23 protein-coding genes are annotated in these 25,522 nt (G+C 58.7%); 10 read left to right on the plus strand and 13 right to left on the minus strand.

The genetic code is table 11. From position 1 onward, the window contains the following. The 7 genes from VHB22_RS15515 to VHB22_RS15545 all read right to left on the minus strand — a co-directional run bounded on the left by VHB22_RS15515 (position 1) and on the right by VHB22_RS15545 (position 8,484). A complete protein-coding gene (locus tag VHB22_RS15515; protein WP_325457890.1) occupies positions 1 to 915 on the minus strand; it encodes a J domain-containing protein in 915 nt (304 codons plus the stop codon). 79 nt (positions 916 to 994) lie between these two features. Continuing rightward, a complete protein-coding gene (locus VHB22_RS15520; protein WP_325457891.1) occupies positions 995 to 2,530 on the minus strand; it encodes a Ppx/GppA family phosphatase in 1,536 nt (511 codons plus the stop codon). A 15-nt stretch (positions 2,531 to 2,545) separates the two neighbouring features. Then, entirely contained in the window at positions 2,546 to 4,717 is a 2,172-nt protein-coding gene (locus tag VHB22_RS15525) for an RNA degradosome polyphosphate kinase (RefSeq protein ID WP_325457892.1), read from the minus strand. 90 nt (positions 4,718 to 4,807) lie between these two features. Then, positions 4,808 to 5,482, minus strand: coding sequence for a DnaA ATPase domain-containing protein (locus tag VHB22_RS15530; RefSeq protein WP_325457893.1), 675 nt, complete (start codon positions 5,480 to 5,482; stop codon positions 4,808 to 4,810). A 13-nt stretch (positions 5,483 to 5,495) separates the two neighbouring features. Continuing rightward, positions 5,496 to 6,566 carry an AI-2E family transporter gene (locus VHB22_RS15535; RefSeq protein WP_325457894.1) on the minus strand — a complete coding sequence of 357 codons (1,071 nt, stop codon included), beginning with the start codon at positions 6,564 to 6,566 and terminating at the stop codon, positions 5,496 to 5,498. A gap of 49 nt (positions 6,567 to 6,615) precedes the next feature. Continuing rightward, a complete protein-coding gene (locus VHB22_RS15540; RefSeq protein WP_325457895.1) occupies positions 6,616 to 7,221 on the minus strand; it encodes a CDP-alcohol phosphatidyltransferase family protein in 606 nt (201 codons plus the stop codon). A 120-nt stretch (positions 7,222 to 7,341) separates the two neighbouring features. Beyond that, a complete protein-coding gene (locus VHB22_RS15545) occupies positions 7,342 to 8,484 on the minus strand; it encodes a DUF2066 domain-containing protein (RefSeq protein ID WP_325457896.1) in 1,143 nt (380 codons plus the stop codon). 179 nt (positions 8,485 to 8,663) lie between these two features. Between VHB22_RS15545 and purM the strand changes: the two genes are divergently transcribed. Then, positions 8,664 to 9,791, plus strand: a complete 1,128-nt coding sequence (gene purM / locus VHB22_RS15550) for a phosphoribosylformylglycinamidine cyclo-ligase (protein ID WP_325457897.1) — start codon at positions 8,664 to 8,666, stop codon at positions 9,789 to 9,791. Positions 9,792 to 9,815: 24 nt separating this feature from the next. Here the strand turns inward: purM and VHB22_RS15555 are convergent, their stop codons facing one another. Beyond that, positions 9,816 to 11,633, minus strand: coding sequence for a methanol/ethanol family PQQ-dependent dehydrogenase (locus VHB22_RS15555; protein ID WP_325457898.1), 1,818 nt, complete (start codon positions 11,631 to 11,633; stop codon positions 9,816 to 9,818). Between the two features lie 283 nt (positions 11,634 to 11,916). Here VHB22_RS15555 and VHB22_RS15560 point away from each other — a divergent pair, with 283 nt between their 5' ends. From VHB22_RS15560 to VHB22_RS15580, 5 genes are all read left to right on the plus strand, one after another. Next, positions 11,917 to 12,165 carry a hypothetical protein gene (locus VHB22_RS15560; RefSeq protein WP_325457899.1) on the plus strand — a complete coding sequence of 83 codons (249 nt, stop codon included), beginning with the start codon at positions 11,917 to 11,919 and terminating at the stop codon, positions 12,163 to 12,165. A gap of 191 nt (positions 12,166 to 12,356) precedes the next feature. After that, a complete protein-coding gene (locus VHB22_RS15565; protein WP_325457900.1) occupies positions 12,357 to 13,436 on the plus strand; it encodes a glycosyltransferase family 1 protein in 1,080 nt (359 codons plus the stop codon). 63 nt (positions 13,437 to 13,499) lie between these two features. Further along, a complete protein-coding gene (purN, locus tag VHB22_RS15570; RefSeq protein WP_325457901.1) occupies positions 13,500 to 14,156 on the plus strand; it encodes a phosphoribosylglycinamide formyltransferase in 657 nt (218 codons plus the stop codon). 196 nt (positions 14,157 to 14,352) lie between these two features. Continuing rightward, positions 14,353 to 15,714, plus strand: coding sequence for a cytochrome P450 (locus tag VHB22_RS15575; protein WP_325457902.1), 1,362 nt, complete (start codon positions 14,353 to 14,355; stop codon positions 15,712 to 15,714). A 313-nt stretch (positions 15,715 to 16,027) separates the two neighbouring features. After that, positions 16,028 to 16,222, plus strand: coding sequence for a hypothetical protein (locus VHB22_RS15580; protein WP_325457903.1), 195 nt, complete (start codon positions 16,028 to 16,030; stop codon positions 16,220 to 16,222). Positions 16,223 to 16,295: 73 nt separating this feature from the next. Here VHB22_RS15580 and VHB22_RS15585 read toward each other — a convergent pair whose 3' ends face one another. Both VHB22_RS15585 and ndk read right to left on the minus strand, forming a co-directional pair. Next, the gene (locus VHB22_RS15585) at positions 16,296 to 16,811 is read right to left on the minus strand and encodes a DinB family protein (RefSeq protein ID WP_325457904.1); all 516 of its coding nucleotides are present in this window, start codon (positions 16,809 to 16,811) and stop codon (positions 16,296 to 16,298) included. 74 nt (positions 16,812 to 16,885) lie between these two features. Then, on the minus strand, positions 16,886 to 17,308 hold the full coding sequence (gene ndk / locus VHB22_RS15590) for a nucleoside-diphosphate kinase (protein WP_325457905.1): 423 nt from the start codon (positions 17,306 to 17,308) through the stop codon (positions 16,886 to 16,888). A gap of 242 nt (positions 17,309 to 17,550) precedes the next feature. Here ndk and VHB22_RS15595 point away from each other — a divergent pair, with 242 nt between their 5' ends. The 4 genes from VHB22_RS15595 (at position 17,551) to VHB22_RS15610 (ending at position 21,786) form a co-directional block, all read left to right on the plus strand. After that, entirely contained in the window at positions 17,551 to 19,014 is a 1,464-nt protein-coding gene (locus VHB22_RS15595) for a DUF4339 domain-containing protein (RefSeq protein ID WP_325457906.1), read from the plus strand. A gap of 5 nt (positions 19,015 to 19,019) precedes the next feature. After that, positions 19,020 to 19,358 (plus strand): DUF3147 family protein, encoded by a 339-nt coding sequence (locus VHB22_RS15600; protein WP_325457907.1) that lies wholly within the window; start codon positions 19,020 to 19,022, stop codon positions 19,356 to 19,358. 52 nt (positions 19,359 to 19,410) lie between these two features. Beyond that, a complete protein-coding gene (gene abc-f, locus VHB22_RS15605) occupies positions 19,411 to 21,315 on the plus strand; it encodes a ribosomal protection-like ABC-F family protein (RefSeq protein ID WP_325457908.1) in 1,905 nt (634 codons plus the stop codon). A gap of 174 nt (positions 21,316 to 21,489) precedes the next feature. Then, the gene (locus VHB22_RS15610) at positions 21,490 to 21,786 is read left to right on the plus strand and encodes a hypothetical protein (RefSeq protein WP_325457909.1); all 297 of its coding nucleotides are present in this window, start codon (positions 21,490 to 21,492) and stop codon (positions 21,784 to 21,786) included. A 1-nt stretch (position 21,787) separates the two neighbouring features. Here VHB22_RS15610 and glyS read toward each other — a convergent pair whose 3' ends face one another. From glyS to VHB22_RS15625, 3 genes are all read right to left on the minus strand, one after another. Continuing rightward, entirely contained in the window at positions 21,788 to 23,872 is a 2,085-nt protein-coding gene (gene glyS, locus VHB22_RS15615; protein WP_325457910.1) for a glycine--tRNA ligase subunit beta, read from the minus strand. A gap of 69 nt (positions 23,873 to 23,941) precedes the next feature. Next, a complete protein-coding gene (locus VHB22_RS15620; RefSeq protein WP_325457911.1) occupies positions 23,942 to 24,481 on the minus strand; it encodes a hypothetical protein in 540 nt (179 codons plus the stop codon). Next, positions 24,478 to 25,419, minus strand: coding sequence for a glycine--tRNA ligase subunit alpha (locus VHB22_RS15625; RefSeq protein WP_325457912.1), 942 nt, complete (start codon positions 25,417 to 25,419; stop codon positions 24,478 to 24,480). Before VHB22_RS15625 ends, VHB22_RS15620 begins: the two co-directional genes overlap by 4 nt. Between the last annotated feature and the right edge of the window lie 103 nt (positions 25,420 to 25,522).

Raw genomic sequence — 25,522 nt, forward strand, 5'->3', positions numbered from 1 at the left:
CTATTTGCGCCCCGGATCGTAGCCATGCTTCTGACGCCACTCGGAAAAAAAGTAAGACAGGCTTTCGTCGATATCGTTGGGCAAAACGATTTTGACGGTAACGAGCTGATCGCCCGTGCCCGATTTCGTGCGGACGCCCTTGCCCTTGAGGCGGAATGTTTTGCCGGAACTCGTGCCTTTCGGAATCGTAAGCTGCACGCGCCCCGTGGGCGTCGGAACTTCGACGCGTCCGCCGAGCACCGCTTCGTCAATGGTGATGGGCAGTTCGAGGATTATGTCGTCGCCCTCGCGCCTGTACTCGGCGTGGGGGCGCACCTTGATCTCGATAAGGGCGTCGCCTGCGTCTGACCCGAACGTTCCGAGCGTGCCCTTGCCCTTGAGGCGGAGCACTTGCCCGTCCGTCACCCCTTCGGGAACCGTCAGGTCGAGCACGCCGCCGTCGGGCAGGGTGACACGCTTTTTTGCGCCGAGGACGGCTTCGAGGAAGTCGACTTCCAGCGAGTATCGAAGATCCTGTCCTCTCGCAGCGAACCCATAGCCATCGCGTCGTCCGCCGCCGCCGCTACCGCCGAAGACGTCGGAAAAAATATCCGAAAAACTAAAATCCTCGAAGGTTCCGGCTGCACCTCGGGCGGCTTGCGGGCCACGGCGCGCCCCGGCTCCGGCATGGCTCCAGTAGGTCCGGCGGGGGTCGCCTTTGGCGTCGATTTCGCCTGCATCGTATTGACGGCGCTTTTGCGGGTCGCTCAGAATATCGTTGGCCGCGGTGATTTTCTTGAACCGCTCGGCGGCCGCAGTATTGCCGGGATTGACGTCCGGATGATTCGCCTTCGCTAATTTGCGAAATGCGCTGCGGATTTCCTCGTCGGTCGCGCGTCGTGAAACGCCCAATATTTCGTAGAGGTCTTCCGCCATGGAGGCTGTCTTTTCCTGCGAGCTTGCGCCTGCACCTTATCAGAAATTCTTGCGTCGCAAGCGAGGCGTCCCGTCCGTTTTACCCACTAATTCTAATTTTGGGTTTTTTGCCGACAAGCTCCGCAAGGACAGCAAATCGGCGGCGCAGCCTTTCCCCGTCCAGAGCGGCATAGGGCGGAGGTATGGACAAGACAAGCATTCCATCCTCGTGCGTCAATGGTGTCTGGTCGATGATCCCGGCCATTCCGATGGACAGCATGTGCGCGGCGCGTAGCGCGGCTCCTATGATTCGGGCTCGGCGCTGGACCCGCTTACTTACAAGGCTGCGCAGGCGTTCCGAGAGCTGCTCGCCGTTGCCGTCTGATGTCTCGTGACGATGAAATACAGAGAGCGCCAAAAAAATGCGGCCCTGGTGGTCGACGCCCCCAAGACCGGCATGTGCAATAGTATTGACGCTTTGCTCGCCACGATAATCGGGATGAGCGCGCCAGCCCACATCGGACAGAAGACAGGCTGCGTAACGCAAGCGCCGCTCTTCCTGTGTCTCCTCAAGTGCGGGGTCGGCGAAGATCCGATCGGTCCAGCGGCATAGCTCCCAGGCATGCTCGACGGAACGGGCACGCAATGTCGCATAATCCTCGCAGAAGCTCAGAAGCGGGTCACGCATCTGCTCGTGTGGCGGCAATAACCCGTAGATGAGGCCCTCGCGAATGCCGAAGACCGAAAACACGATCTGCCGCGGCTGCATCTGCTTTATGAGCCGCTCAAGGACCAAAGCACCGAATGGAAGCACTTCCCGCCGAGCGCGTGCGACGCTGCCTACGTTCGGGATATCCGACAATTTCTTTGCCTTGCGGAACTGCTCGCACAGGTCAAGAGCTTCGCGTGCCGAGAGTTTGTAGCCTTGCATGACATGCAACGGATAGCGGATCTGATCCATGTGGAGTTTGGCAAGCGCACGCCACGTGCCCCCGACAGCATAGAATGTCCGGCCGGACCCATTGCTCAACCACGGCAGGCTTGCCAGAGCGCCATCTATGATGGCCGGCGCACGTTCGATTTTGTTACCGGTCGTGTCGATGAGACGAAGACCGCCGAGCGGCAATGTCGCCGCTTCCTTCAGCCGGTCGCGGGCGAGGTCGACAAGTTCCAGGCTGCCGCCGCCAAGATCGCCAGCGATGCCATCATCATCGACGAAGCCCATCATGATGCCTTGGGCTGCTAGCCTGGCTTCCTTTTCTCCGGACAGAACCTCTATCGGCTGCCCGAGAATGCGTTCGCCTTCATCGATGAAATCCTGGCCGTCCTTTGCGTCGCGGACGGCTGCCGTTGCGATGACCTGTATGTTTTTGACGCTTAGAATATGCGCGATAACCCGAAAACGTGCGAGCGCCTCCAGGGCGCGCTCGACGGACTCTGGTCCGAGGCTCCCTGTCGTCGCCACGGATCGTCCCAATCCGCAGAGTACCTTCTCGTTGAAAACGGGGGTCAGCGCGCGAACTGCCCCCTCGTAGACGACAAGCCGCACGGAGTTGGAGCCAATATCGATGACGCCGATGGGCTCCATTTCCGTGGTGCGTTCGTTGGCACCCGAGATTTCCTTCCAGCGGGTCAAGATCGGGCCTCAGCTTTAGCCCGGCTTGCGAAAGCGCAGAGGAAAACTCTCCTTGAGAGATTGTCCACGGCCTGAAAGCGAGGGATTGGTCATGAAGTATTTATGAGCGTTGAAGGCTTCCTCTCCGGCGCCCGGCTGAATGCGGGTCGCGCTGCCGTCGGAATTGATCCGCCAGCTCTGCTGATTATCCCTCAAGTTCGCAACCATGATCTGATTGAGTACCTGCTCGTGCACCGTCGGGTTCTTCACCGGCGCCATTGCCTCGACCCGGCGGTCGAGATTGCGTGGCATCATATCGGCGGAACTGATGTAGACGGCAGCGTTGGGTGAAGGCAAGGCCTCCCCGTTTGCGAAACAATAGATGCGCGCATGCTCCAGAAAGCGACCGACGATACTCTTTACACGGATGTTGCTTGAAAGACCGGGGATGCCGGGTCTCAGACAGCAAACGCCCCTGACGATAAGGTCGATCGGAACCCCCGCGGCGCTTGCATCGTAAAGCGCCGAGATGATCTGCGCATCAACGAGCGCATTCATTTTCCACCAAATGCCGGAGGGCTTGCCCGCCTTGGCATTACGTATTTCTTCCGCAATGTGCGTCATAATGCGATTGCGAATACCATGCGGGCTTGCCGCCATGCATTCGAGCTCGATCGGCTCACCGTATCCCGTCACAAAGTTCAGAATGCGCGTGATGTCCCGCGCGATCATCGGATCAGTTGTGAAGAGGGAGAGGTCGGTATAAACGCGCGCCGTCTGCGGGTGGTAGTTGCCAGTCCCTATATGGCAGTAGGTCGTCAGCTCGCTGCCTTCGCGGCGAACGATCAATCCAAGCTTGGCATGCGTTTTGAGTTCTGTGAAACCATAGACGACATGCACGCCCGCGCTTTCGAGATCGCGCGCCCAGCGAATGTTAGCGGCTTCGTCGAAGCGCGCCTTCAATTCGACGACAGCTGTAACGGACTTGCCGGCTTCAACCGCTTCTTTCAACGCCTGGATGATCGGACTGTCGCGTGACGTTCTATAAAGCGTCCATTTGATCGCCATAACATTCGGATCGGCGACCGCCTGACGCAAATATTGTACGACGACGTCGAAACTCTCGTAGGGATGATGGACGACAATGTCCTTCTTGCGCACGGCCGCAAAGCAATCGCCGCTGAACTCGCGAATACGCTCCGGAAACCGAATGGGAAACGGCTTGAACATCAGATCCGGACGATCGGCAATAATGAGCTGCGAGGTATCGGCAAGCGCCAAAATGCCGTCTTTTACGAAAACGCTTTCGTCTCGAACTTCGAGTTCTTCGACGACAAACTTTCTCAGCCGCTCGGGCATGCGCGCCTCGATTTCGAGACGAATGACGTTGCCGCGGCGACGCCGCTTCAACTGGCTTTCGTAGGATCGAACGAGATCTTCGGCTTCTTCCTGAAGTTCGATGTCGCTGTCGCGCAAAACGCGGAACGCGCCCTGGCTCTTGATGTCGAATCCGGAGAACAATTCGCCGATGAAAAGGCCGATGGCGCTTTCGAGACGGACGAATCGAATGTCCTTCGGTTTCGCGGGATCGACTTCGAGCCGTATGAAGCGTTCGAGTTGGCCAGGTATCGGGATGAGGCCGTTCATGGCTTTCCCGTCGCTGGGCCGCACCAGTTCAACGACGATCGTCATCGCCCGGTTCGGAACGAAAGGGAACGGATGCGCCGGATCGGCGGCAATCGGTGTCAGGATCGGAAAGATATGAGTCAGAAAAAGCCGTTCCAGCCAATTGCGCTCGGATTCGTTCAGCTCGTCAGCTTGCAGCACCGATAATCCGGCCCCCGCAAGATCTTTCTTAATCGCCTGCCACAGCGCTTGCTCATCAGCCACGAGTTTCGCGGCAAACTTATTGATGGCCGCAAGCTGCTGCATCGGCGTCAGGCCATCCTGCGACAGCGTCGTGATTCCGGCTCGGACCTGTCCGTAAACGCCCGCGGCGCGAACCATATAGAATTCATCGAGGTTAGCGGCAGCGATCGACAGAAAGCGCAGGCGCTCTAGCAGCGGATGCTGCTCGTTTGATGCTTCCTCAAGCACGCGGCGATTGAATTGCAGCCAGGATAGCTCGCGGTTGTAAAAGCGATCGGGACCTTGCGGCACCTCCTGAACGTCCGCTTTGGCGGCGCTTCTGTTTTTGGCCGTTGCCATGGTCGGGAAAACTCCGGGGATCGACCGATTATTCAATCTGAAGTTTACAACTCAATTACGAAGCGGTCACAAAAACAACGGCTAAGCCATTCAATAACCCAGCGCATCGAGGGCTGCCGCCGCGATGGGCCGCGTCACACGATGTTGAAGCACTAATGCCCGGCGGTCAGCCTCGGTGACGAACCGTTCCGCAGCGGACATCGAACGCTCCATCCTCACCAGTACATAGTCAATGATGTGGGGCTCGACACTCAATTGCCTGTCGGCAAAAAGTTTTACCAGAACCGCGCGCAACAGCGCGTCGTCGGGAGGCGCGATCGAAGCGAGCGGCAGAGCCTTGAGCCTTGAGTGCAAGTCCGGAAGGCTGATCGGAAGATCGCCCGGCGCCTTATCTGTCGTCAAGAGAACTTGCAGCCGCTGCTCGCGCACCAAATTAAGCAAATGGAAAAGCGCAGCCTGGTCACCCACTGTCTGAATGTCCTCGATTATGACAGCACCGGCTGACGCAATGGCGGGCACGTTTTCGCGCGTGAGAGAGGCCGCGTTATGCAGCGTGGCATTGGTCCGCAGTTGCCACACGTTGGCGAGATGCGTTTTGCCGCTGCCGCTAGGCCCTACGAGGATCGCGGCACCGATAGGCCAATCCGGCCAGCAATCAACAAGCGCGACGGCGGCGGCGTTTGAATCCGAGACGAGAAAGTCCTCGACCCCCATCGCAGCGCGATGCGGAAGTTCGAAGACGAGTTGCTCCGGCATATTCGACATGTTGTACTTGATATCAGACTTCGGCGCGTTCGCCCTTGTAGACCGATGACTCAAGATATGTCTTGAGCGCGAAGCGTACGAGCACTCCGATTGCGGCGGAAACGGGCACGGCGACAAGAAGGCCGAGGAATCCAAATAGATAGCTGAACGTCAGCAACGCAAAGATCAGCCACACGGGATGGAGCCCGACCTCTGAACCGATGATACTCGGTGAAAGTACCGCCGATTCCAGCGCTTGGCCCACGAGCATTATTGCGACGACAATGAGAATGCTCCAGTAGTCCGGCCAGAACTGAAGGATTGCGAGGCTGACGGCGGTGAACGCGCCGATGGACCAACCGAAGATCGGAATAAAGGCTGCCAAGCCGGTGAACAATCCAACGAGCAGGCCATACTCGAGGCCGGCGAAACTGAGCGTTGCTGCATAGTAAAGCGCGAGGATGATGCACACGGCACCTTGACCTCGGATGAATGCCGAAACGCGCTCGTCAATTTCGATCGCGAGAGCGCGCAATTGAGTGACACTGTCGCGCGGCAGCCAGGAGTCCACCTTCGCTACGATCTTCGGCCAATCCCGGAGGGTATAGAAAAAAACCACCGGCGTAATCAGCAGGAACGACACAAAGTTGAAAGCTGCGGCCCCTTGGTTCCAAATGCTTTTTGCAACGCCTCCAAGCAATGAGGGCGCAGACGAAGTGAAGGAATCGAGCGCGCTGCGCAACATGCCTTCGGCCTGGGGGTAGCGTGGGCCGAGATAATCACGGGCTCCAGCTTCGATCATCACTTTGAGGCGGTCGATTTGCCGGGGCGCCGCTTCCACGAGCCCTGCAGCCTGCTGGACGAGAATGGGAACAAGGAAAATCAGTCCGAGGACGACGAGGAAAATCAAGAGAGTCAGGAGCAAAATGGACGACGCCCATCGCGGTAAGCCGATACGGCGCAAGGTATTGACCACTGGATCGAAGAAATAAGCCAGAAGCAAGCCGATCACAAAGGGCAGCAAGACCGGAGCGAGCAACTGCACGAGATAGGCAAATAGAAAGGCGGCCACCGTCCAGAAAAACGCGTGCCGCTCTATTTGCATCGATCCCTCATCCCCTTTCGCGAACGGGTTAATAGCATGAGCTTCCGCTTCATGTCTTGGAGCTTGTCGTTTCGGAAAGCGTCATATGCCGGAGCCAGATTCTGAGATAAGCGGCAAGTGAGGCGACCGTGGTCGCGGCCGTCAGCAAGATCAGCAACTGGACCGGCCCTCGCAGATTCAGCGTGAACGCCTCGTCAGCAAGGACTGCGCCAGCAAGGACGATTTGTACGACTGTGTTCATTTTGCTGACTGTAAGAGGTTTCATCGGCGTCGGATGATCAAGCAGCCACGATAAGACCACAGCAATGACGATGAGCACATCGCGCGATACGACAAGGATCACGAGCCAAGACGGCAAGCGGGCGGTGACTCCAAGTGCGATGAATATGCAAACGATCAGCAACTTGTCGGCGATCGGGTCGAGATAGGCGCCAAGCTCGGTCTCCCAGCCAAAACGCTTGGCGAGAAAGCCGTCGACAGCATCCGAGATACCGGCCACCACAAAGGCGAGAAAGGCGGCTTGCAATTCTCCGGTCAGCAGCAGCCAGAAAACGACAGGCACCAGTATCACTCGACCAAGCGTAATGAAATTCGGAATGCTCACGCCAAAAAGTCCTGTCTTCGAGGCCGCCCCGCGTGCGGGTGCGCGGCTCATTCAGGAGCGCGCAAACTTTCCTAGCCTCTTGGAGATCATTTCGTCGAGAACATCCTCCGTCGCGGTGCAAAAACGTAGCGCGCGCGGACCATTCGCCTTCGTTGTCCAGTTCGACAGATGTTAGTAATTGGAGCGAAGGACCCAGCCCTCGGGCGTGCTAATGAGGTTCAGACCTCTCGTCGAAAGAGCCGTCGCTAAACGCCGTGCCCCGCCGGGATAGGTCAACGAGACGTCGGCATCGCGATCGGAAACGGACTGTATATTGAGCCCGTCAACTCCGGGAGTATCGAGCAATTGCGCGCGAATCTGATCCCACTGGCCGGAACTTGCGAATTCCGCAACGAGCGTCACTTGTTCGCCGCTTCCAGTCGTCGCTTCCCAAACCGGGACGTTCGCGGCGGCTTGCTGGCTGCGGCCGGACTTGATCGCCTTCCAACGCCCTTCCAGCACGCCGAGTGACACGACCGCAGCCAGCTGAGAGGCATAGTCCAGGTCGCCGTCGGAAATCCGATAGATCCGCTTCAAAAGAATGGTGCCAACGTTGTCGCGGCCTGCCAGCGTCACAGTCAGTCGCTTGGAAGCCATGTCCGGTTCCGCGACGGCCATGACGATGAGCTTCGTGCCGTAGGCTTCGTTCATGGCGCGCAGCCCGGCATCATCACCCGCGAGCAGAGACTTGACCGTATCGGTATGGATATCCTGCTTTAGGTTAGCGATTTTCACCGGCGTAATTGTGTGGTCGAGATCGAGCCCGGTCCAGGCGCGGCGCCAGATGCCGAGATCATTGACCGCGCTCGGCGGGTTTCCTTGCATCAGCGTCGTTACCACCGTAATCGGCGCGGCCTGCTCATCGACAAACGGAATATTCTGCTGCGAAAGGATGGATCGAACCGCGTCCGGCTGAAACGAGAAATCGAGGCTCGCGATATAGGCTGTTGCGGAGTTGCGCTCCGAGCGCACGGTGACGCCCGATATGATGTTTGCGGCCTTCACATCCGAGACGCGCGTGAGTTGCTTGTACGCGGTGACCGGAACGATCCGCTTCAGCAGCGACCGAAATGCCGCTTGCTGGCCGTCGGCGAGCGCCTGTTGCTTCGCCGCGACCGCATTGGCGGCGGTCGCCTCGACTGGATAGTTCCCGACCGTATACGCCGCATCGGCCCCGACTGCGGTTGCAGGTCCGCCAGCGATTGTTGCGGCTGCCGCCCAAACTGCGACGGCCACCGTCAGGTCGCGACACACGCGCACCCTGTTCCCCATCATCTTGGTTCCGGCCCGAATAGTTTATCTTCCGGAGGCTTCGTTGCCCTCGTTCTTCAGGGCTGCTACGACCCCAATCACGGGTTGGCAATGGGGCAAAAGTGAGTTTAACCGCTGGTTCCCATATAACTGCCCACAAAGATGCCGAGCGTAATGGCTTGAGCTGTCATCCATGAGGATCGATGTCGACACCAGAGAGACCGCAGCCTCCGGTAACCTACGCTGACGCCGGAGTTGACATCGACGCCGGCAATGCGCTCGTCGCCGCGATCAAGCCCCTCGCCAAGGCGACGAGCCGGCCGGGTGCGGACGTCGATCTCGGAGGATTTGGCGGGCTTTTCGACCTGCAGCGGGCGGGGTTTCGCGATCCGATTCTCGTAGCGGCCAACGATGGCGTTGGCACGAAGCTCAAAATCGCGATCGACAGCGGCCAACATGGAACGATCGGCATCGATCTTGTCGCGATGTGCGTCAACGATCTGGTCGTGCAGGGTGCCGAGCCGCTGTTCTTTCTTGATTACTTCGCGGTTGGAAAGCTCGATACCGCGGTCGCGCGTGATGTGGTTGCAGGTATTGCCGAGGGCTGCAGGCAAGCAGGCTGCGCTCTGATCGGCGGGGAAACCGCTGAAATGCCGGGCATGTATAAGGCGGGCGATTACGATCTCGCCGGTTTTGCGGTCGGTGCGGTCGAGCGAGGCGAAATTTTACCACGCTCGGACATTGCGATCGGCGACGTGCTGATCGGTCTCCCGTCGTCGGGGGTCCATTCGAACGGCTACAGTTTAGTGCGTAAATTGGCGGAACGCGCAGAGAGCGGCTGGGATGCGCCCACACCCTTCTCGAATGGGCAAACGTTCGGTGAAACGCTGCTGACACCAACGCGGATCTACGTCAAATCGATACTCACTGCGATCCGCGCGACAGGCGGCTCGGGACCTAACGGCGCGATCAAAGCGCTGTCCCACATTACCGGCGGCGGTTTGTCGGAGAATTTGCCACGCGTCATGCCCAAGGATGCGGCGGCGCGTATCGATCTTTCGAGATTTGAATCTCCCGCAGTATTTGGGTGGCTCGCAAAAACGGGGCATCTCGACGACGCGGAAATGCTGCGCACGTTCAACTGCGGCATCGGCATGGTCGTCATCGCGGAGGCCAAGCGGGCGGACGAGGTGATTGCCGCGCTTCAGGCGGCAGGCGAAGATTCAGTCATTATCGGCGACGTCATTCCGCCAACGGGCGAAAAGTCCGAGGCCAAAGGCAAGGGCGAAGCCTGGGCCGTCAAATACGACGGAAGGCTCCGCTTCGGTTGATGGACTGGGTTCGCGCGAGACGTTTTACGGCAGCGCAAAGGCAGTCAGCGAGCCGCCGGTCGCCGTATAGGATTTGAGGCTGGCGAAGCCGCCCACCGCGCCCGATCCGTCTTCCGGATCGGTCAAACCGGCCGCTAAGCCAATTCCTGCCCAGCCTCCGACACCTGAATAAACTGCGACGTACTGCTTACCTCCATGCATATACGTCATCGCGTTGCCGACGATCCCCGATGGCGTTTTGAACTTGAACAATTCCTCGCCGGTTCTCTGGTCGACCGCTTTAAAATAGCCCTCAAGCGTGCCGTAGAACGCGATGCCGCCGGCGGTCGTCAACGCGCCCGACCATACGGAGAATCGCTCCGGCTTCGACCAGACGATTTTGCCCTTCGCACCATCCCACGCGATGAAGCTGCCGAGGTTGGGCGTATCAGGCGCCGGGTACATCGTCAGGGTGGCGCCGACGTACGGCTGGCCAGCGGTGTACCTCACTTTGAAAGGTTCGTAGTCCATGCAGACGTGGTTCGTCGGGACGTAGAACAGGCCGGTGAGCTTCGAATACGATGCGGGTTGCTCATTTTTTGCGCCGAGCGACGACGGACAAATGCCCTTGGTGGTCTCATCCGTGCCAGTCTTGATAGGCTCGTACTTTTTTACGAGTTTCGGACGTCCGTAAGTCGGGCTCGCTTTGTTCATGTCGATGCCGGACGACCAATTGACCAGGGGATCAAATTTCCGGGCGACAAGAAGCTCGCCCGTCGCACGGTCCCAAGTGTAACCGTAACCGTTGCGATCGAAATGCGTGACGGTCTTTCGCTTCGCGCCGCCGATATCGAGTGTCGCCAGGATCGGCTCGTTGATGCCGTCGTAATCCCACTGATCGAATGGCGTCATTTGATAGGCCCACCTGGCCATGCCGGTGTCGACGTCGCGTGCAAATATCGTCATCGCCCATTTCTGGTCGATGGGTTTACCGTCCGGGCCTACGCGTTGCGCCGGGTTCCACGTCGAAGGATTGCCGGTGCCGTAGTAAATGAGATTGAGATCGGGATCGTAGGCCATATAGCCCCAGGTCGGGCCGCCACCGATTTTCCATTGATCGCCGTTCCAGGTTTTTAGCGATGAATTTTCACCGACCGGCTTGCCGAGCGACATCGTCTTTTCGGGGTCGACGAGAATGTCGGAATCCGGACCCATCGAATAAGCGCGCCAGACCTTCTTACCGGAGTTCAAATCGTAGGCGGTGAGATAACAGCGCACGCCGAACTCCCCGCCCGAAATGCCGACGATCACCTTGTCCTTCACGACGAGAGGCGCGCCAGTTCCGGTTGCACCCTGCTTGGGATCGCCGTCTACGGCCTTCCAGACCTCCTTGCCGGTCTTTGCATCGAGAGCAAGGAGAGATGTATCAGCAGTGTGGAGGAGAATCTTGCCTTCGGCATATTGAACGCCGCGGTTGACGGTATCGCAGCACATCACCGCAACGACGGACGAGTCCTGCTTAGGTTCGTATTTCCAAATGATCTTTTGCTCATGATCGAGATCCAGCGCCATCACGGTGTTTGGAAACGGCGTGTGGACATACATGATGTTACCGATCACCAGCGGGCCGCCTTCGTGTCCGCGCAAGACGCCCGTCGAAAACGTCCATGCGACTTTGAGGTCGCCGACGTTTGCGGTCGTGATTTGATCGAGCTTTGAATATCTCGTGCCCGAATAGTCACCCGACTGGATCGCCCAATTCGCGGGATTGCGGGACAGCTCGACGACGTTCTGATTGGCAAAGGCGGGCGTCGAAATCGCCGCAAACGCGACAAGTGCCGCGCAACTTCTCCAATCAATCATGCTGGTCTCCGGTGTCGTGTCGCGAGGATGTCATGGTTCTTAATGCGCGCATGCGGATCTGTACCAGGATATCTTGGCGCGAAGCATTTTCGCGATGCCTGAAATCTCCGGCGATCCGCATAAATCAACTTAAAATCGCGTAATTGTTCCATATTGCCGCAACAGCGCGTAACGCCTGCATCCACGCGAAGTGAATGCGCGGTGTGCCCCAACTCTGCCACCGAACTGAAAAAATTCTCGGGTAGTGGATGTGGATCGAACAACCTTCCCCCGGAGGTTCCAGATGGCTTCTGATGCATCCAATCTCGTCGTTGGCGAGATTATCGAGATCAAGTACCGCGTGCAGCGCCCATGGGGCGCACATGGTTCGGAGCAAAGCCTCAGCGATCGTTGGATCGCCGCGGAAATCATTCATCAAGACGATGACTCGCTGCCAATGGCTCGTCTTTCGGACGGGCAATTGACGGACATCCGAGCCTATATGACGTGGCGCCGGATCCCGGGCTTAAACGGCGTCTCAAGCCGTTCGTAATTTGTGGGCTAAGCCCAAACAAAACGGCATTGGGCGGGCATTGTCACACAATCGAAAAGTCAGGACGTCAAAAGCGTAGCGTTAGCAGGAGATTCGGAACCGCCCTTGCTCATGCGCCCGCGCATTGCCCGATGCCGTCATTGTTTTCGTCGTCGCGAAACAGCATGCGTGGCCGTTCAGGGAGCTGCGCGATGCACATCCTGATTGCGACGGACGCGTGGAAGCCACAGGTTAACGGCGTCGTCAGGACGTACGAGAACCTTCGACGCGGTCTTGGCGTGATGGGCCACCGTGTGACGGTGCTCGCGCCATCCGACTTCGCGACGCTGCCTTGTCCTGGCTATCGCGAAATTCGCTTGGCGCTTCCGAAGATGGCTTTCATTGCGGAACACGTTCTGCAAAGCGGTATCGACCACGTTCACATTGCAACCGAAGGACCGATCGGTTGGGCGACGCGATCGATTTGTCTGCGCCATGGCGTGCGCTTCACGACGTCCTTTCACACGCGCTTTCCGGAGTACCTTCATGCGTACATCGGCCTTCCTGTCCGGATCGGCTATGCCGTGCAAAGGCGATTTCACGCGAGCGCAGTCGGAACATTCGTCGCGACCCCGTCGCTCAAGACGGAGTTGGCGCGGTGCGGTTTTGAACGGCTCATGCTTTGGACGCGTGGAGTCGATACCGCTCAATTTTGCCCGCGACCCGAAAAGAAACGAAACGGGGAAGCGCCGATCTTTCTCTATGTCGGGCGCATCTCTCGCGAAAAGAATGTCGAAGCTTTCCTCGATCTCGATTTACCAGGACGGAAAGTCGTCGTTGGAGATGGGCCATTGCTGCCTGCGCTGCGCAAATGCTACCGGGACGCTGACTTTAGGGGCGCAAAAATCGGGGAAGCGTTAGCGGCAGAATATGCAGCTGCAGACGTTTTTGTTTTTCCGAGCCGCACAGACACATTCGGTTTGGTCATGCTGGAGGCGATGGCTTCAGGACTACCTATCGCGGCCTATCCCGTGATGGGTCCGGTCGATGTCGTCATGCCGGGCGTCACGGGGATTTTGTCCGACAATCTTCAGGCGGCGGCATTGGCAGCGCTGTCGCTAGACCCAGCGGCCATTCGCGCGCAAGCGATGCGGTATGACTGGTCTCGCGTGGCCAGCATGTTCCTTGAAAACATTTACGAGGCGCGACGCGGCGTAAGATCCTTTAAATCTGTCGCAGCGGACAAGAGCCAGTCTCGGCCAATCAAGCCGAACCCGAAGCCCGTCGCGTAGGGCCCAGGTGACGGCAGGCCACCGCTCTCGCGTTTGGCAGCCGGGTCGTGCTAAGTGCCCCACATGACGCTCAAGAAAGTCCGTACCGCCATTTTAATCTCGGGCCGTGGCTCGAACATGCAGGCGCTGGTCGAAGCGGCGCGTGCTCCGGATTACCCGGCAGAGATCGTGCTCATTGCTTCCAACCGGCCGGAAGCGCCGGGTCTCGCCTGGGCTGAAGCCCAAGGTATAAAAACGCTGGCTCTCGATCACACGAGCTACGCGACACGGGATGCCTTCGAAGCCTCGCTACAGGAAGGGCTCGACGCTGTCGGGACCGAGTTCGTCGCTCTTGCCGGATTCATGCGGCTCATGACGCCGACCTTCGTAAAACGTTGGCATGATCGTATGATCAATATCCATCCGTCCCTCTTGCCGAGCTTCAAGGGGTTGCATACGCATGCGCGGGCAATCGCAGCCGGCGTGCGGATTTCGGGTTGCACCGTCCACTTCGTCCGGCCGGAGATGGATGAAGGCCCGATCATCGCCCAAGCCGCCGTACCGGTGCTTAGCAGTGACACTGAAGCTTCGCTTGCGGCGCGTATTCTGGAGGCGGAGCATACCATCTACCCCACCGCATTAAGACTAGTGACGTCCGATCGCACCCGGCGCGAAGGCGAGAAAGTTATTATATCCCAGGATGTTAATCCATCCCCGACTCTTTATTCGCCGCGCGAATGAATCGGAAACCCACGGTCTAGTTACCTTGCGCTGGCCGTCGCATGGACAGCGCCCCCCCAAAGCGTGGTATTTCTTTGACTTCCGGAGAGGGATATCCGGTGAAGTGAAGTATCGACCCGAGAATCGCCGGCTGTTTGAGCGCGCCTGAAGGCTGCGCTCCCACGCACGGGCCGTTGCTCCGAATGGAGGCACCGTAATGGAAACAACACCCAGCCACACCCTGGGGCTCGGCGATGAGTCGAGCATCTGGTTCAAGCTCACTCCGCTGCTGCGTGGTGACCCCGAAAACCCGATGCGCATCCTGATGCAGATGATGGAGCGCTATGGTCCGGTTTTACCAGTCAACATGGCGAACCAACGTGTCGTGCTCATTTCAGAGCCCGAATACTTCAAGCACGTGCTGGTGACGAAAGCCGACACCTACCACAAATATTTCGATGGTCTAAAACCGATTTTCGGCAAGTCTATGATCACGAATGACGGTGCGCTCTGGCAGAAGATCCGCATGCCGCAGCAACCGGCTTTCCATCCGGACATGTTCGCAGAATACATCCCCTACTTCCTCAAGGCTATCGACGCGAAGATGGAGCGATGGGGCGACCTCGCGAAGACCGGCGAGACGATCGAAATGGTCGAGCAGACCTGGACGCTTGCCGCCGATATGATCTGCAAAGCGCTCTTCGATCGCGACATGCCGTTTAACCCGCACGTCGTGTTCAAATGCGTGAAGACCTATACCGACGTGATGAATCATCGCGATATTCGCCTGCGCAAACAGGCTGGCGAAGTTTTCGAGATGACTGACGAGGATGCGGCGAAGGCCATGGAGGTCTGGGCCAGCGTGCCACCCGCCGTCATTGCGTCCGATCCGCGCGAAGCGCGTGAACGCACGCTGTTGAAAATGATCCAGGCTGCAGTGGCCGATCCGGCCGTTCCCGAATTCGATCCACAGCAGGCGATCGATGAATTGAAGCAGTATTTGTGGGCGGGGACGGAAACGACCGCGCTGACGCTCGCCTGGGCGCTCTATGAGACGTCTCGGCGTCCGGAAGCGGTTGAACGCATCCGGCGCGAAGGCGAAACCGTCTACGGCGATCGTCCGCCGACCGCCGCCGATTATTCGGGTCTCGCCTATACGCGCGCCGTCATCCAGGAAACGATGCGGATCTATCCGCCGATCTGGGGTTTGATTCGAGTTGCGGCGGCTGAAGATGAGATCGGCGGTGTCAAAATAAATCCGGGCGATCGCGTCACGCTGTTCGCCTATGGTGCGCATCACAATCCGAAGTTCTGGCCAAATCCGGAAGAATTCCAGCCGGAGCGGTGGATGGCCGGCAATGCCAAAAAACAGGTGAAGTACAGCTACCTTCCGTTCGGCGCTGGAAAGCGGTCGTGCATCGGGGGGGCGATGAGCCAAGTGGAAAATACGTTGGCTCTCTCGCTGCTCCTACGCCGCTTCCGCCCCGAGTATGTCGGAGCTGATCCCGCGCGGCTCAATGCAACGGTTACGCTTACACCGAAAGGCGGACTGCCGTTCCGCATTCGCGAGCTCAGCTAGAGAGGCGTTTATCAGGAGAGAAGGGGTCGACAGCTGCTCACGCAAACGTGAGCGGCTGGATATTGGCGCTCGCTGCTTTCCGATGAATGTTTTCCACAGCCAATTTCGCGGTGCACCATTCTCATCGGCTGCTGAAATGCTCAGCTAAATGCAATCTAGGTTGTAGAGGGCTCGCACCTGCGAACAGGTCGGGTACCCATGGATAGTTAATCCTGTCATAGTGGCCGTACGTTAGGGATTTAATAGGAAATCTAGAGCGTCATTCGGATTGTAAATACCTGCGTGCGTTCCCACTCCAGGAGACCCCCCGACCATGGAGTCCGTGAAAACCGTAGTCCTCGGAAAGTCCGTCTTTCTTTTAACGGGCACGAAACCGCGCAAAAAGAAGGGCTCGCAAGAGAGACCTCCCGAAGTCGAAGCTCCTGAAAAGCTCATTGAGACTGCTCGCCGTAACCCCGATGCCGTGGCTTTCGGGTTCGTGGCCGGAAGTTGGGTCGCCTCCGCTTAAGCGACGGCTCTTTAATCGCTACGAGCGCAGGCGGCGCACGCACGGCATAACCGGTTGAATTCCAATTCGCTAATCAGCCTGCAAAAAGCGGCGGACCGAATGGGAGATCCGTTATGTCTGGCTTGACCCCGAAACCTGTCAGCAGCGCGTGAACTTGTCCGCGGTGGTGGGTCTGGTGATTGAAGATATGTGTAATCACTAAAGCCTTGGGCGTGCTCATTTCACGTCCCATCGCGCCCGAGAACCACACCAAATCGCCTTGAAGCTTCTCGGGTTCAAGCTTATCGGCCCAGCTTTCTATGTGAGCATCAAAGCGCGTCCGCTCGGCTGTGAGCGCACTCCAATCTTCGAACTGAGCTAAACCTTCGGTGATGGATCGTGCGGCGGGTTGCGGCGCCGCGCCAAATCGCATCAGCCACATCTGATCCGCCCAGAGAAGATGGTTCAGCGTGGCATGGATCGACCTGAAGAAGGCGCCGCGATCTTCCTTACGCTGGGCATCGCTGAGGCGCGCCGACGCATCATAAATGTTGCGGTTCTGCCAGGAATTGTAGCGCGACATTGTCTGAACATAGGAGACAGAAATCATTGTACGCTCTTGGCAATGAAGCTCTGAAGAGAGAGGGCGCGCGAGGCGCCGCTCCTGTCCAGACGAGATGTTCGTCAGCCAACGATCTCGTCTAGCCGGAAGTTCAAGGCGATCTCGCGATCTGCGGCCGCTGGGCTGTCGGAACCATGGGTCGAGTTCGCGCCCTTGGATTCCGCGAATAGCTTGCGAATCGTACCGTCCGCTGCCTCCTTCGGGTCTGTTGCACCCATGACCTCGCGATACTTCGCAATGGCATTCTCGCCCTCCAAAACTTGGAGCACGATCGGGCCGGATGTCATGAAATCCACGAGTTCGCCGTAAAAAGGCCGTGCCTTGTGTTCTTCATAGAACTTCTCGGCTTGAGCGCGGGTCCAGCGCACGCGCTTTTGGGCCACAATGCGCAAGCCTGCATCTTCGATGACGGCGTTGATCTTGCCGGTGAGATTGCGGCGGGTTGCGTCGGGCTTAATGATTGAGAACGTGCGTTCGACGGCCATAAGTCTGCCTCGCTTTGCGTTTCCTGAGAGTTGGCGGGCTTATAGCTGCGAGGGTCTATACCGGCAAGCGCGGCACGATGGTCGAGTTGAAGCAGTCGGTTGCACGTCGCACGAAATTCCACGTGTTCACCGTATAATCGCCCGATTGACGCGTGCAATTGCATATGAACAGTGTGGCCGACGCGAAGGCGCTCGGTGTGGGGAGCGGGTTGCGGGACCCGCGGGGTGCGAAGACAAAGAGCATGACCGGACAAGCCAACGACATTCAGTGGTATATTGCACGGGATGGCAAACAGCACGGTCCGCTGACCGATATCGAACTGCGGACGTTCGTCGCTCACAGCTATCTCCGTCAAACCGATCTCATTTGGCGCCCCGGCATGGCCGAGTGGCAAGCGGCCCCCACAGTGTTTCCGGCAGCTTTCCAGGGCCAGGGTGACGCTCAGCCCGCTGCTTCCGCCGGGCCTGGCGCGCAAACCGGCTTCGCTGCCCGACCTGCGCCCACGCCGTATGCTGCCCAACATTCGAACGCTGTGGCGCAACGGGCCGTCCAAAGTTCGGATTTCGATGCCCCAGAACACCCCGAGCGCAATCTCATCAAGCGGCTTGCGATTGCAAGCCTGGCGCTGACAGTGATCGGCGGCGGAGCATTCGCTCTCGCCACGTACCGTGGTTCGCTGACAGACGTCGCGTCCGATCATGCGCCGGTCGTTACAGCGCCAGCCGATACCAAGGTCGCTGACGCCGACCCTGTTACCCAAACGGACCCTGCTCCGGCACAGCCGGATGCCGCACAAGCTCCCGCAACGGCTTCGGCTTCGAGCACGAGCGATGCTTCTCCCGCGCCGGCTGGGACAGACGTCATCCCGCCATCTCCGCCACCGCAGGCACAGCCCGAAGCTCAGACGCCGACGGCCGAATCGCAGCTAACGACAACTGCTTCGGTTTCTCCGGCTGCCGCGCCTCAGACCGCTCCTGAGGCGTCCAAAGATACGCAAGTCGCAGCCGTCGAGCCGCAACCACCTGCGCCGCCTCAACCGCCGTCAATCGATGGCTCTCCGCTCGATGCCAAACTGCAAAAAATTCCCGTCTGGGAACTCATCAAGAAAGAGTATCCCGACTGGTACACGTCGCAAATCTCGGAGGCCGATAAAATGGTCGCCGAGAAAAAGCCGGACAACGAGGTCGCGATGCTGCTGGCGCAGGGCCTTGTCAATCTCAGACGGCAAAACGCCGATAAAGCTCTCGCCGCAAGTTCAGAAAAACTTCAAGCCATAGCGGAGGCGTTCCTTCAACATCTGAAAGCGCTTCGAGCACAGAGCGTCAGCGCCTGCTTCGGTTTCATTTCGAAGGGCGAGACAAGCCCGGCGGTGGTGCAGATGATGGAGCACCCCGAGACAGCGACAGCGCTTAATGCGCAAGCCGACGCTATTTTCGAAGCGATCTCGGAGGGCGGGAAACATCCGGTCAAGCACGACTCGGCGGTCAAGAGCGATTACGATGTGCTGATCAAGGAACTCGGCAAACTTGGCTGGAAGGAAGAAGACCTACAGGTGTTCTCTAACCCGAAGCTGCTCGCGAAACGCGAGCCCGAACAGGTTTGCAAGATGGTGCAGGAATGGTTCGTCGCCCACCTTGCCGTCCAGGATAAGGCCGTTCGCGACCGGCTGCTCTACGAAACCCTCAAGCCCGTCGTCTCGGGCTGACGCCTGTGCTTCATACCGCCATCAAGGTTTTGCTGACGGCGGTATTAGTGATCGCCATTTCAGAAGTGGCTAAGCGATCGAGCGCCGTTGGAGGCGTCATCGCATCTCTTCCCTTAACGTCACTGCTGGCGTTCGTCTGGCTTTACGGGGAGACGGGTGATGTGAGCAAGGTGGCCGCCCTTTCTTCGAGCATCCTCTGGTTTACGCTACCGTCTCTCGTTCTCTTCGTTGTTTTACCGATTTTGCTTGGGCGCGGCATAGGATTCTGGCCGAGTTTGTTAGGCGCTTCCACCGCAACGTTCGGCGCCTATTGCGTGATGACTGCCATACTTTCCCGCTCTTGAAGCGCGCTCCGATACGTGACAGCCGGGACAGTCCGCGCTATCCGCTGTTTCCATGCTGCATATCAATGATCTGACTTATCGGATCGAGGGCCGCCCGATCCTCGAACAGGCGACGATTGCAATTCCGTCCGGCCACAAAGTCGGCCTTGTCGGGCGCAACGGCGCGGGCAAAACGACGTTGCTGCGCCTGCTGAAAGGCGAGATCGCGCCGGACGACGGATCGATTTCGATTCCACGAAACGCCCGGCTCGGACACGTCGCGCAGGAAGCACCGGGCGGCGACGACAGCCTGATCGATTGGGTTTTATCTGCCGATACCGAACGCGCCCATCTGCTTGCCGAGGCGGAGCATGCGACCGAGCCGCAGCGCATCGCCGAAATTCAGATGCGGTTAACGGATATCGACGCTCATTCAGCCCCCGCACGGGCCGCGCGCATTCTATCGGGACTTGGCTTTGACGACGAAGCCCAACGGCGCGCGTGCCGCGAGTTTTCCGGCGGCTGGCGCATGCGCGTCGCACTCGGCGCGATTTTATTTTTAAAGCCTGACATCCTGCTCCTCGACGAACCGACGAATTATCTCGACCTCGAAGGTACGCTCTGGCTTGAAAATCACCTCAAGACTTATCCGCATACCGTGCTGATCGTGAGCCACGATCGCGACCTGCTCAATCGCGCCGTCGGATCTATCCTGCATCTCGATAGGGGGAAGCTCACGCTTTACGCGGGCGGTTACGACGATTTCGAGGAAACGCGGCGGGAAAAGCAACGCCTCGAAATGAAACTGAAGAAAAAGCAGGACGAGCAGCGCCGACATCTGCAAGCGTTCGTCGACCGCTTCAAAGCCAAGGCAAGCAAGGCAGCGCAGGCGCAAAGCCGGGTCAAGGCGCTCGCGAAGATGCAGCCGATTGCGGCACAGGTCGATGACCGGGTCGTACCTTTCCGTTTTCCTGATCCGCAGAAGGTGATCGCAAGTCCGCTGCTGCGGATCGAAAAGGCAAGCGCCGGATATGATCCGGCACAACCCGTGCTGTCGGGGATCGATCTCAGGATCGACAACGACGACCGCATTGCCTTGCTCGGGCAGAACGGTAACGGGAAATCTACGCTCGCCAAACTGATCGCCGGAAAATTATCGCCTCTTTCGGGCACTGTTTTCGGCGCTCAGAAAATCGAGGTTGGCTATTTCGCGCAACACCAGCTCGATGATCTTAATCCAAATGCGACGCCATACGACTACATGTTGAAGCTGATGCCGGACGCGACGGAGGCTCAGCGGCGGACGAAGCTTGGCACATTCGGCTTCAGCGCCGATAAAGCGGACACTCAGTGCGGCAAGCTGTCAGGCGGCGAGAAGGCGCGGTTGCTACTGGCGTTGACGGCGTTCCACGGGCCGCACGTCCTGATTCTAGATGAGCCGACGAACCATCTCGACGTCGATAGCCGCGAGGCACTCGTGCATGCGCTGATGGAATACAATGGTGCCGTCATTCTCATTAGCCACGACCGGCATTTGATCGAAGCCACGGCCGACAGGCTTTGGCTCGTTCGCGGTGGCACGGTAAAGCCCTACGATGGCGATATGGAGAGCTATCGTCAGTTGCTACTTGAAGAGCGCGGTTCTCGGGGCTCGGATATGCGCAATGGGCGCAACAGCGGCGATGCGAAAACAACGCGAACGGATCAACGCCGCGCGGCAGCGGAGCGCCGTGCGGAACTTGCGCCACTCAAAAAAGCGATGCTCTCGGCAGAGAAGCATATTGAAAAGCTTTCAAAAGAGATTGCGGCTCTCGATGCCCTGCTGGCGGATCCCGAACTCTACGTGAAAGACGCCCGGCGGGCGCAGTCGGCAGCGCAGCAACGCGGCCAACTCGCAAAAGCGCTTGCCGATGCAGAGGAAAACTGGCTGGCGGCGACCGAAACTTATGAAGTTGCGGCGGCAGGAGTTGACGCATAAGCTATTGATTTTGATAGGGAATTTTTAGATCGGACCCGGGCTGTCCGTAGCACGTAAAATCGCCGCAATATCCACATCTGGACGAAATGGTTTCCGGAACCCATTTCAATTGCGTGACGTTATTGAGGCGCAGGATCAGTGCACCCCCGCTTACCTGCGCAACGGGTATCAGCCATGAAACAGGAATTCGTCTATCACGCATTGGCGGGCGGCACTCCCCGCTCCCGCCAGGCACGCGCTGTCGCTGCCGACCCCACGGTCGCCGTGAAGGAATACGTTGCCTACGTTGCGATGTTGTCGCTCGCAGTCGTCGTGGCGCTTATCACGTTTGCCTATACGGCAAACATGACGGTGAAGTGGCTCGACGCCGTGGTCAAGCCGAGCTTCTTAGCTCAGTCGCAGTCGGTCGCGTCGCAGCCTGCGACGCTGGCGATGCTCTCCGCTCCTGTTCATTTCAAAAAGGCCGATTGAGCTAGCCGCTGATTTTCGAGAAGTCTGCGACGGTTTGGGTCGCGGCGCGAATTTCGGAGAGTAAGCGCAGGCGGTTCTCGCGGATTTTTGCATCGTCGGCGTTGACGAGAATCTTTTCAAAGAATTGATCGACCGGCGCGCGCAGCTCTGACAGCGCGCGCATTGCACCTGCGAAATTTTCGACGGCGATTGCCGCGATGGTATCTTGCTTGGTCGCTTCGATCGCGGCTGCGAGCGCGGTTTCTTCTTTTTCTACGATGAGCTTGAGATCGTAAGGACCGGCGTAGGACTTCTTGTCCTTCTTTTCCTCGATGGAAAGAATGTTTGCGGCGCGTTTGACGCCTGCGAGCAGGTTGGCGCCATCGTCGGTTTTGAGGAATGTATCGAGTGCTTCAACGCGCTTGACGATGAGTGCGAGATCGTCCTGTCCGCCGAGCGCGAACACGGCGTCGATCAGATCATGGCGCTTGCCTTGATCACGAAGGAAGACTTTCAGGCGGTCGGCGAAGAAGGAGAGGAGGTCCCCCACTATGTCTTCCGGCGATTTTACTTTCCCGTTTTGGAGAGCAAGAGCTTCTCTTATGTGCTTGCCCAAGGGAACGCGCAGATCGTTCTCCAGAACGATGCGGATCACACCGAGAGCGGCGCGGCGGAGCTGGTAGGGATCGCCGGAACCTGTCGGCTTTTCTCCAATGGCCCAGAAGCCGACTAATGTGTCGAGCTTGTCTGCGAGGGCGACGGCGACAGCGACGGCGTCGCCCTGGTCTTCGCGCGGAACGGTATCGGTCGGACCTTTGGGCTTATAGTGCAGCTCGATGGCACGAGCGATTTCAGGCTTCGTCCCAACGTACTCGGCATAGTAGCGCCCCATCAAGCCTTGAAGCTCCGGGAACTCGCCGACCATCTCGGAAACCAGATCGGCTTTTGCCAATCCGGCGGCGCGGCGTGCGTCCTCCGGCACAGCGTCGCACGCGCCCGCCAATTCGAACGCCAATTGTTCGATGCGTTCGACGCGATCTTTTTGCGAGCCAAGCTTCTCGTGGAAGGTGATGCCAGCGAGCTTACCCGCCATCTCCCCGAGCGGATGTTTCAGATCCTGTTCCCAGAAGAACTTGGCGTCGGATAGCCGTGCGCGAATGACTTTTTCGTTGCCCGCGACGATCTCGGCGCCGCCATCCTTGGCGACGAGGTTCGAAACCATCAGGAATTTGTTGGCGAGTTTTTTCGATCTCGGCTCACGCAACGAGAAGCACTTCTGATGCGTCTTCATCGAGGTGGTTAGAACTTCGGCGGGGACGTTTAGAAATGCCTTGTCGAACGATCCCATCAGAACGACGGGCCATTCGGTAAGGCCCGCGTTCTCGGCCAGCAGCGCGTCGTCCTCGATCAGTTCCAGCTTTGCTTCCTTGGCGAGCGCATGGGCCTGCTCGGAAATGGCGGCTTTGCGCTTTTCGGGATCGAGCATCACATGATGCGCGGCAAGCTTTGCTTCGTAATCGGCGAAATTCTTGACCTTGAAGGGGCCGGGCCCGAGGAACCGATGGCCCCGAGTTTCATTGCCTGCGTCAATTCCGGCGATCTCGAAGGGCACGATCTTGCCGTCGAGCAAACACAAGATCGATTGCAACGGGCGCACCCATTGAAAGGGCGACGAGCCCCAGTGCATCGATTTCGGCCAGGGGAACTTCGCGGTGACCTCGATGATCGTTTCCGCGACAATCTCCAAAGCGGCGCGTCCGGGCCTCTCGATCTTGGCGACGTAGTAGTCGCCCTTCTTTTCGTCTTTGACGATCGTCGCGTCTTTGATCGACGCAAGACCAGCCGATTTGAGAAAGCCTTCGACGGCCTTCTCGGGCGCGCCGACGCGCGGTCCTTTTCGTTCTTCGGAAATCTCCGGGGATTGCGCAGGAACGTTTTCGACAACCAGCGTCAGACGGCGCGGCGTTGAATAAGCGCGCGCTTGCCCGACGTCGAGCCCACGCGTCTTTAATCCTTCGACGACGAGGCATTTTAAGTCTTCCGAAGCACGCAGCTGCATGCGCGCGGGGATTTCTTCCGACAGGAGCTCAAGCAGCAGTTCGGACATTCAGGTCAAATCTCACGGGAAGCGGGCTTTCGCCCCGTGACGAGCATCACGGGGCGAAAACTCATATCGTCAGGGCGACGGCGCGGGTGCGGGCTGCGTCTGATTATTATCAGCCGGTGGCGTCGTCGATGGAGCCGGGGTTGATTCCGGGGCCGGGGTCGTTGGCGGAGTCGCAGGGGTCGTCTCCGCAGGCGCTGCAGGTTCGCTGGAGGGCTGCTCGGACGCCGGCGGTGTCGATTCGGCCGGCGGGGCTGGCGGCGTTGCTGCCGGCTCTTGCGGCGGCGAAGCCGGGGCCATAGCAGGCGCCTCGGCAGGAGGCGAAGCCGGCGCCATTGCGGGAGCTTCCGCGGGCGTCGTTGCCGGTTCCGATGCTGGCTCGACTGCGTGCTCTCTATGTTCGGCGACGATACCGGCCGGGAGGTTCGTCCGGACTTGATGCCCGAAGTCTCTCATCGCGCCGGTCGTCTGGAGATAGCCGAGACCGACCGCAAGGAGCGCCACAAAGAACGCGAAAATCCAGGGCAACCGCCGCAGTATCAGAAAACCGATAATGAGCAGCGGCACGGCCGCCGAGACAAGACCAAGTGTCGTATCGTTGACGTTGATCACGCGCGTCCTCCTTCAGTTTTTAGCCACGCGGCACAACAGGCTTTCGCCAGATCACGCACGCGCAGGATGTAGCTCTGGCGTTCCGTGACCGAAATCACGCCACGCGCGTCGAGCAGGTTGAAGATGTGGCTCGCTTTGATGCACTGGTCGTAAGCGGGCAGCGCGAGCAAGTGCTCCCCGCCATTTGCGCCCTTCTCGAGCAAGGCTTGGCATTCGGCCTCTGCATCTTTGAAGTGGCGAAGCAGCATTTGGGTGTCGGCATATTCAAAGTTGAAACGCGAATATTCGCGTTCGGCTTGAAGGAAAACGTCGCCGTAGTTCAGCCGCCTGTCGTCCGTGCGGCCATTGAAGTTCAGATCGAAGACGCGATCGACGCCCTGGACGTACATCGCAAGCCGCTCAAGGCCATACGTGATCTCGCCCGCGACGGGATCGCAATCAAAACCGCCGACCTGCTGGAAGTAGGTGAATTGCGAAACTTCCATGCCGTTGCACCAAACCTCCCAGCCGAGCCCCCAGGCTCCGAGCGTGGGACTTTCCCAATCGTCCTCGACGAAGCGGATATCGTTCAGCGACGTATCGATGCCGATGGCGTCGAGACTCGCCAGATAGAGATCCTGGATGTTCGCAGGTGATGGCTTCATGATGACCTGGAACTGGTAATAGTGCTGGAGGCGATTAGGATTTTCGCCGTAGCGGCCGTCTTTAGGACGGCGGGAGGGTTGTACGTACGCCGCCGACCACGGTTTCGGGCCCAGTGCACGCAAGGTCGTCGCCGGGTGGAACGTCCCCGCGCCGACCTCCATGTCATAGGGCTGAAGAATGACGCAGCCTTCCTTCCCCCAGAAGGTCTGCAGCGTAAGGATCAAATCCTGAAAGGCTTCCTTGGGGCGCAGCGCGGAAAGGCGTGCGGCCTTGGAGGAGACCGTCGTGGGCATATCTTCGCTCTTTCCGGCTCAAGTCGCGGCGCAATATACGCGTTAACGGCGCCTTGTCACGCCTTCGGCGGACGGTTTTTGCCGGGACTTTGGACAATACGTG

Origin of the sequence: Hyphomicrobium sp., assembly GCF_035548195.1 — a bacterium.
Classification (GTDB): Bacteria; Pseudomonadota; Alphaproteobacteria; order Rhizobiales; family Hyphomicrobiaceae; genus Hyphomicrobium_B.

Coding starts and splice junctions, on each gene's coding strand:
- VHB22_RS15515 (WP_325457890.1), bottom strand. CDS start 915: ATGGCGGAAGACCTCTACGAAATATTGGGCGTTTCACGACGCGCGACC.
- VHB22_RS15525 (WP_325457892.1), bottom strand. CDS start 4,717: ATGGCAACGGCCAAAAACAGAAGCGCCGCCAAAGCGGACGTTCAGGAG.
- VHB22_RS15530 (WP_325457893.1), bottom strand. CDS start 5,482: ATGTCGAATATGCCGGAGCAACTCGTCTTCGAACTTCCGCATCGCGCT.
- VHB22_RS15535 (WP_325457894.1), bottom strand. CDS start 6,566: ATGCAAATAGAGCGGCACGCGTTTTTCTGGACGGTGGCCGCCTTTCTA.
- VHB22_RS15540 (WP_325457895.1), bottom strand. CDS start 7,221: ATGAGCCGCGCACCCGCACGCGGGGCGGCCTCGAAGACAGGACTTTTT.
- VHB22_RS15545 (WP_325457896.1), bottom strand. CDS start 8,484: ATGATGGGGAACAGGGTGCGCGTGTGTCGCGACCTGACGGTGGCCGTC.
- purM (WP_325457897.1), top strand. CDS start 8,664: ATGTCGACACCAGAGAGACCGCAGCCTCCGGTAACCTACGCTGACGCC.
- VHB22_RS15555 (WP_325457898.1), bottom strand. CDS start 11,633: ATGATTGATTGGAGAAGTTGCGCGGCACTTGTCGCGTTTGCGGCGATT.
- VHB22_RS15560 (WP_325457899.1), top strand. CDS start 11,917: ATGGCTTCTGATGCATCCAATCTCGTCGTTGGCGAGATTATCGAGATC.
- VHB22_RS15565 (WP_325457900.1), top strand. CDS start 12,357: ATGCACATCCTGATTGCGACGGACGCGTGGAAGCCACAGGTTAACGGC.
- purN (WP_325457901.1), top strand. CDS start 13,500: ATGACGCTCAAGAAAGTCCGTACCGCCATTTTAATCTCGGGCCGTGGC.
- VHB22_RS15575 (WP_325457902.1), top strand. CDS start 14,353: ATGGAAACAACACCCAGCCACACCCTGGGGCTCGGCGATGAGTCGAGC.
- VHB22_RS15580 (WP_325457903.1), top strand. CDS start 16,028: ATGGAGTCCGTGAAAACCGTAGTCCTCGGAAAGTCCGTCTTTCTTTTA.
- VHB22_RS15585 (WP_325457904.1), bottom strand. CDS start 16,811: ATGATTTCTGTCTCCTATGTTCAGACAATGTCGCGCTACAATTCCTGG.
- ndk (WP_325457905.1), bottom strand. CDS start 17,308: ATGGCCGTCGAACGCACGTTCTCAATCATTAAGCCCGACGCAACCCGC.
- VHB22_RS15595 (WP_325457906.1), top strand. CDS start 17,551: ATGACCGGACAAGCCAACGACATTCAGTGGTATATTGCACGGGATGGC.
- abc-f (WP_325457908.1), top strand. CDS start 19,411: ATGCTGCATATCAATGATCTGACTTATCGGATCGAGGGCCGCCCGATC.
- VHB22_RS15610 (WP_325457909.1), top strand. CDS start 21,490: ATGAAACAGGAATTCGTCTATCACGCATTGGCGGGCGGCACTCCCCGC.
- glyS (WP_325457910.1), bottom strand. CDS start 23,872: ATGTCCGAACTGCTGCTTGAGCTCCTGTCGGAAGAAATCCCCGCGCGC.
- VHB22_RS15625 (WP_325457912.1), bottom strand. CDS start 25,419: ATGCCCACGACGGTCTCCTCCAAGGCCGCACGCCTTTCCGCGCTGCGC.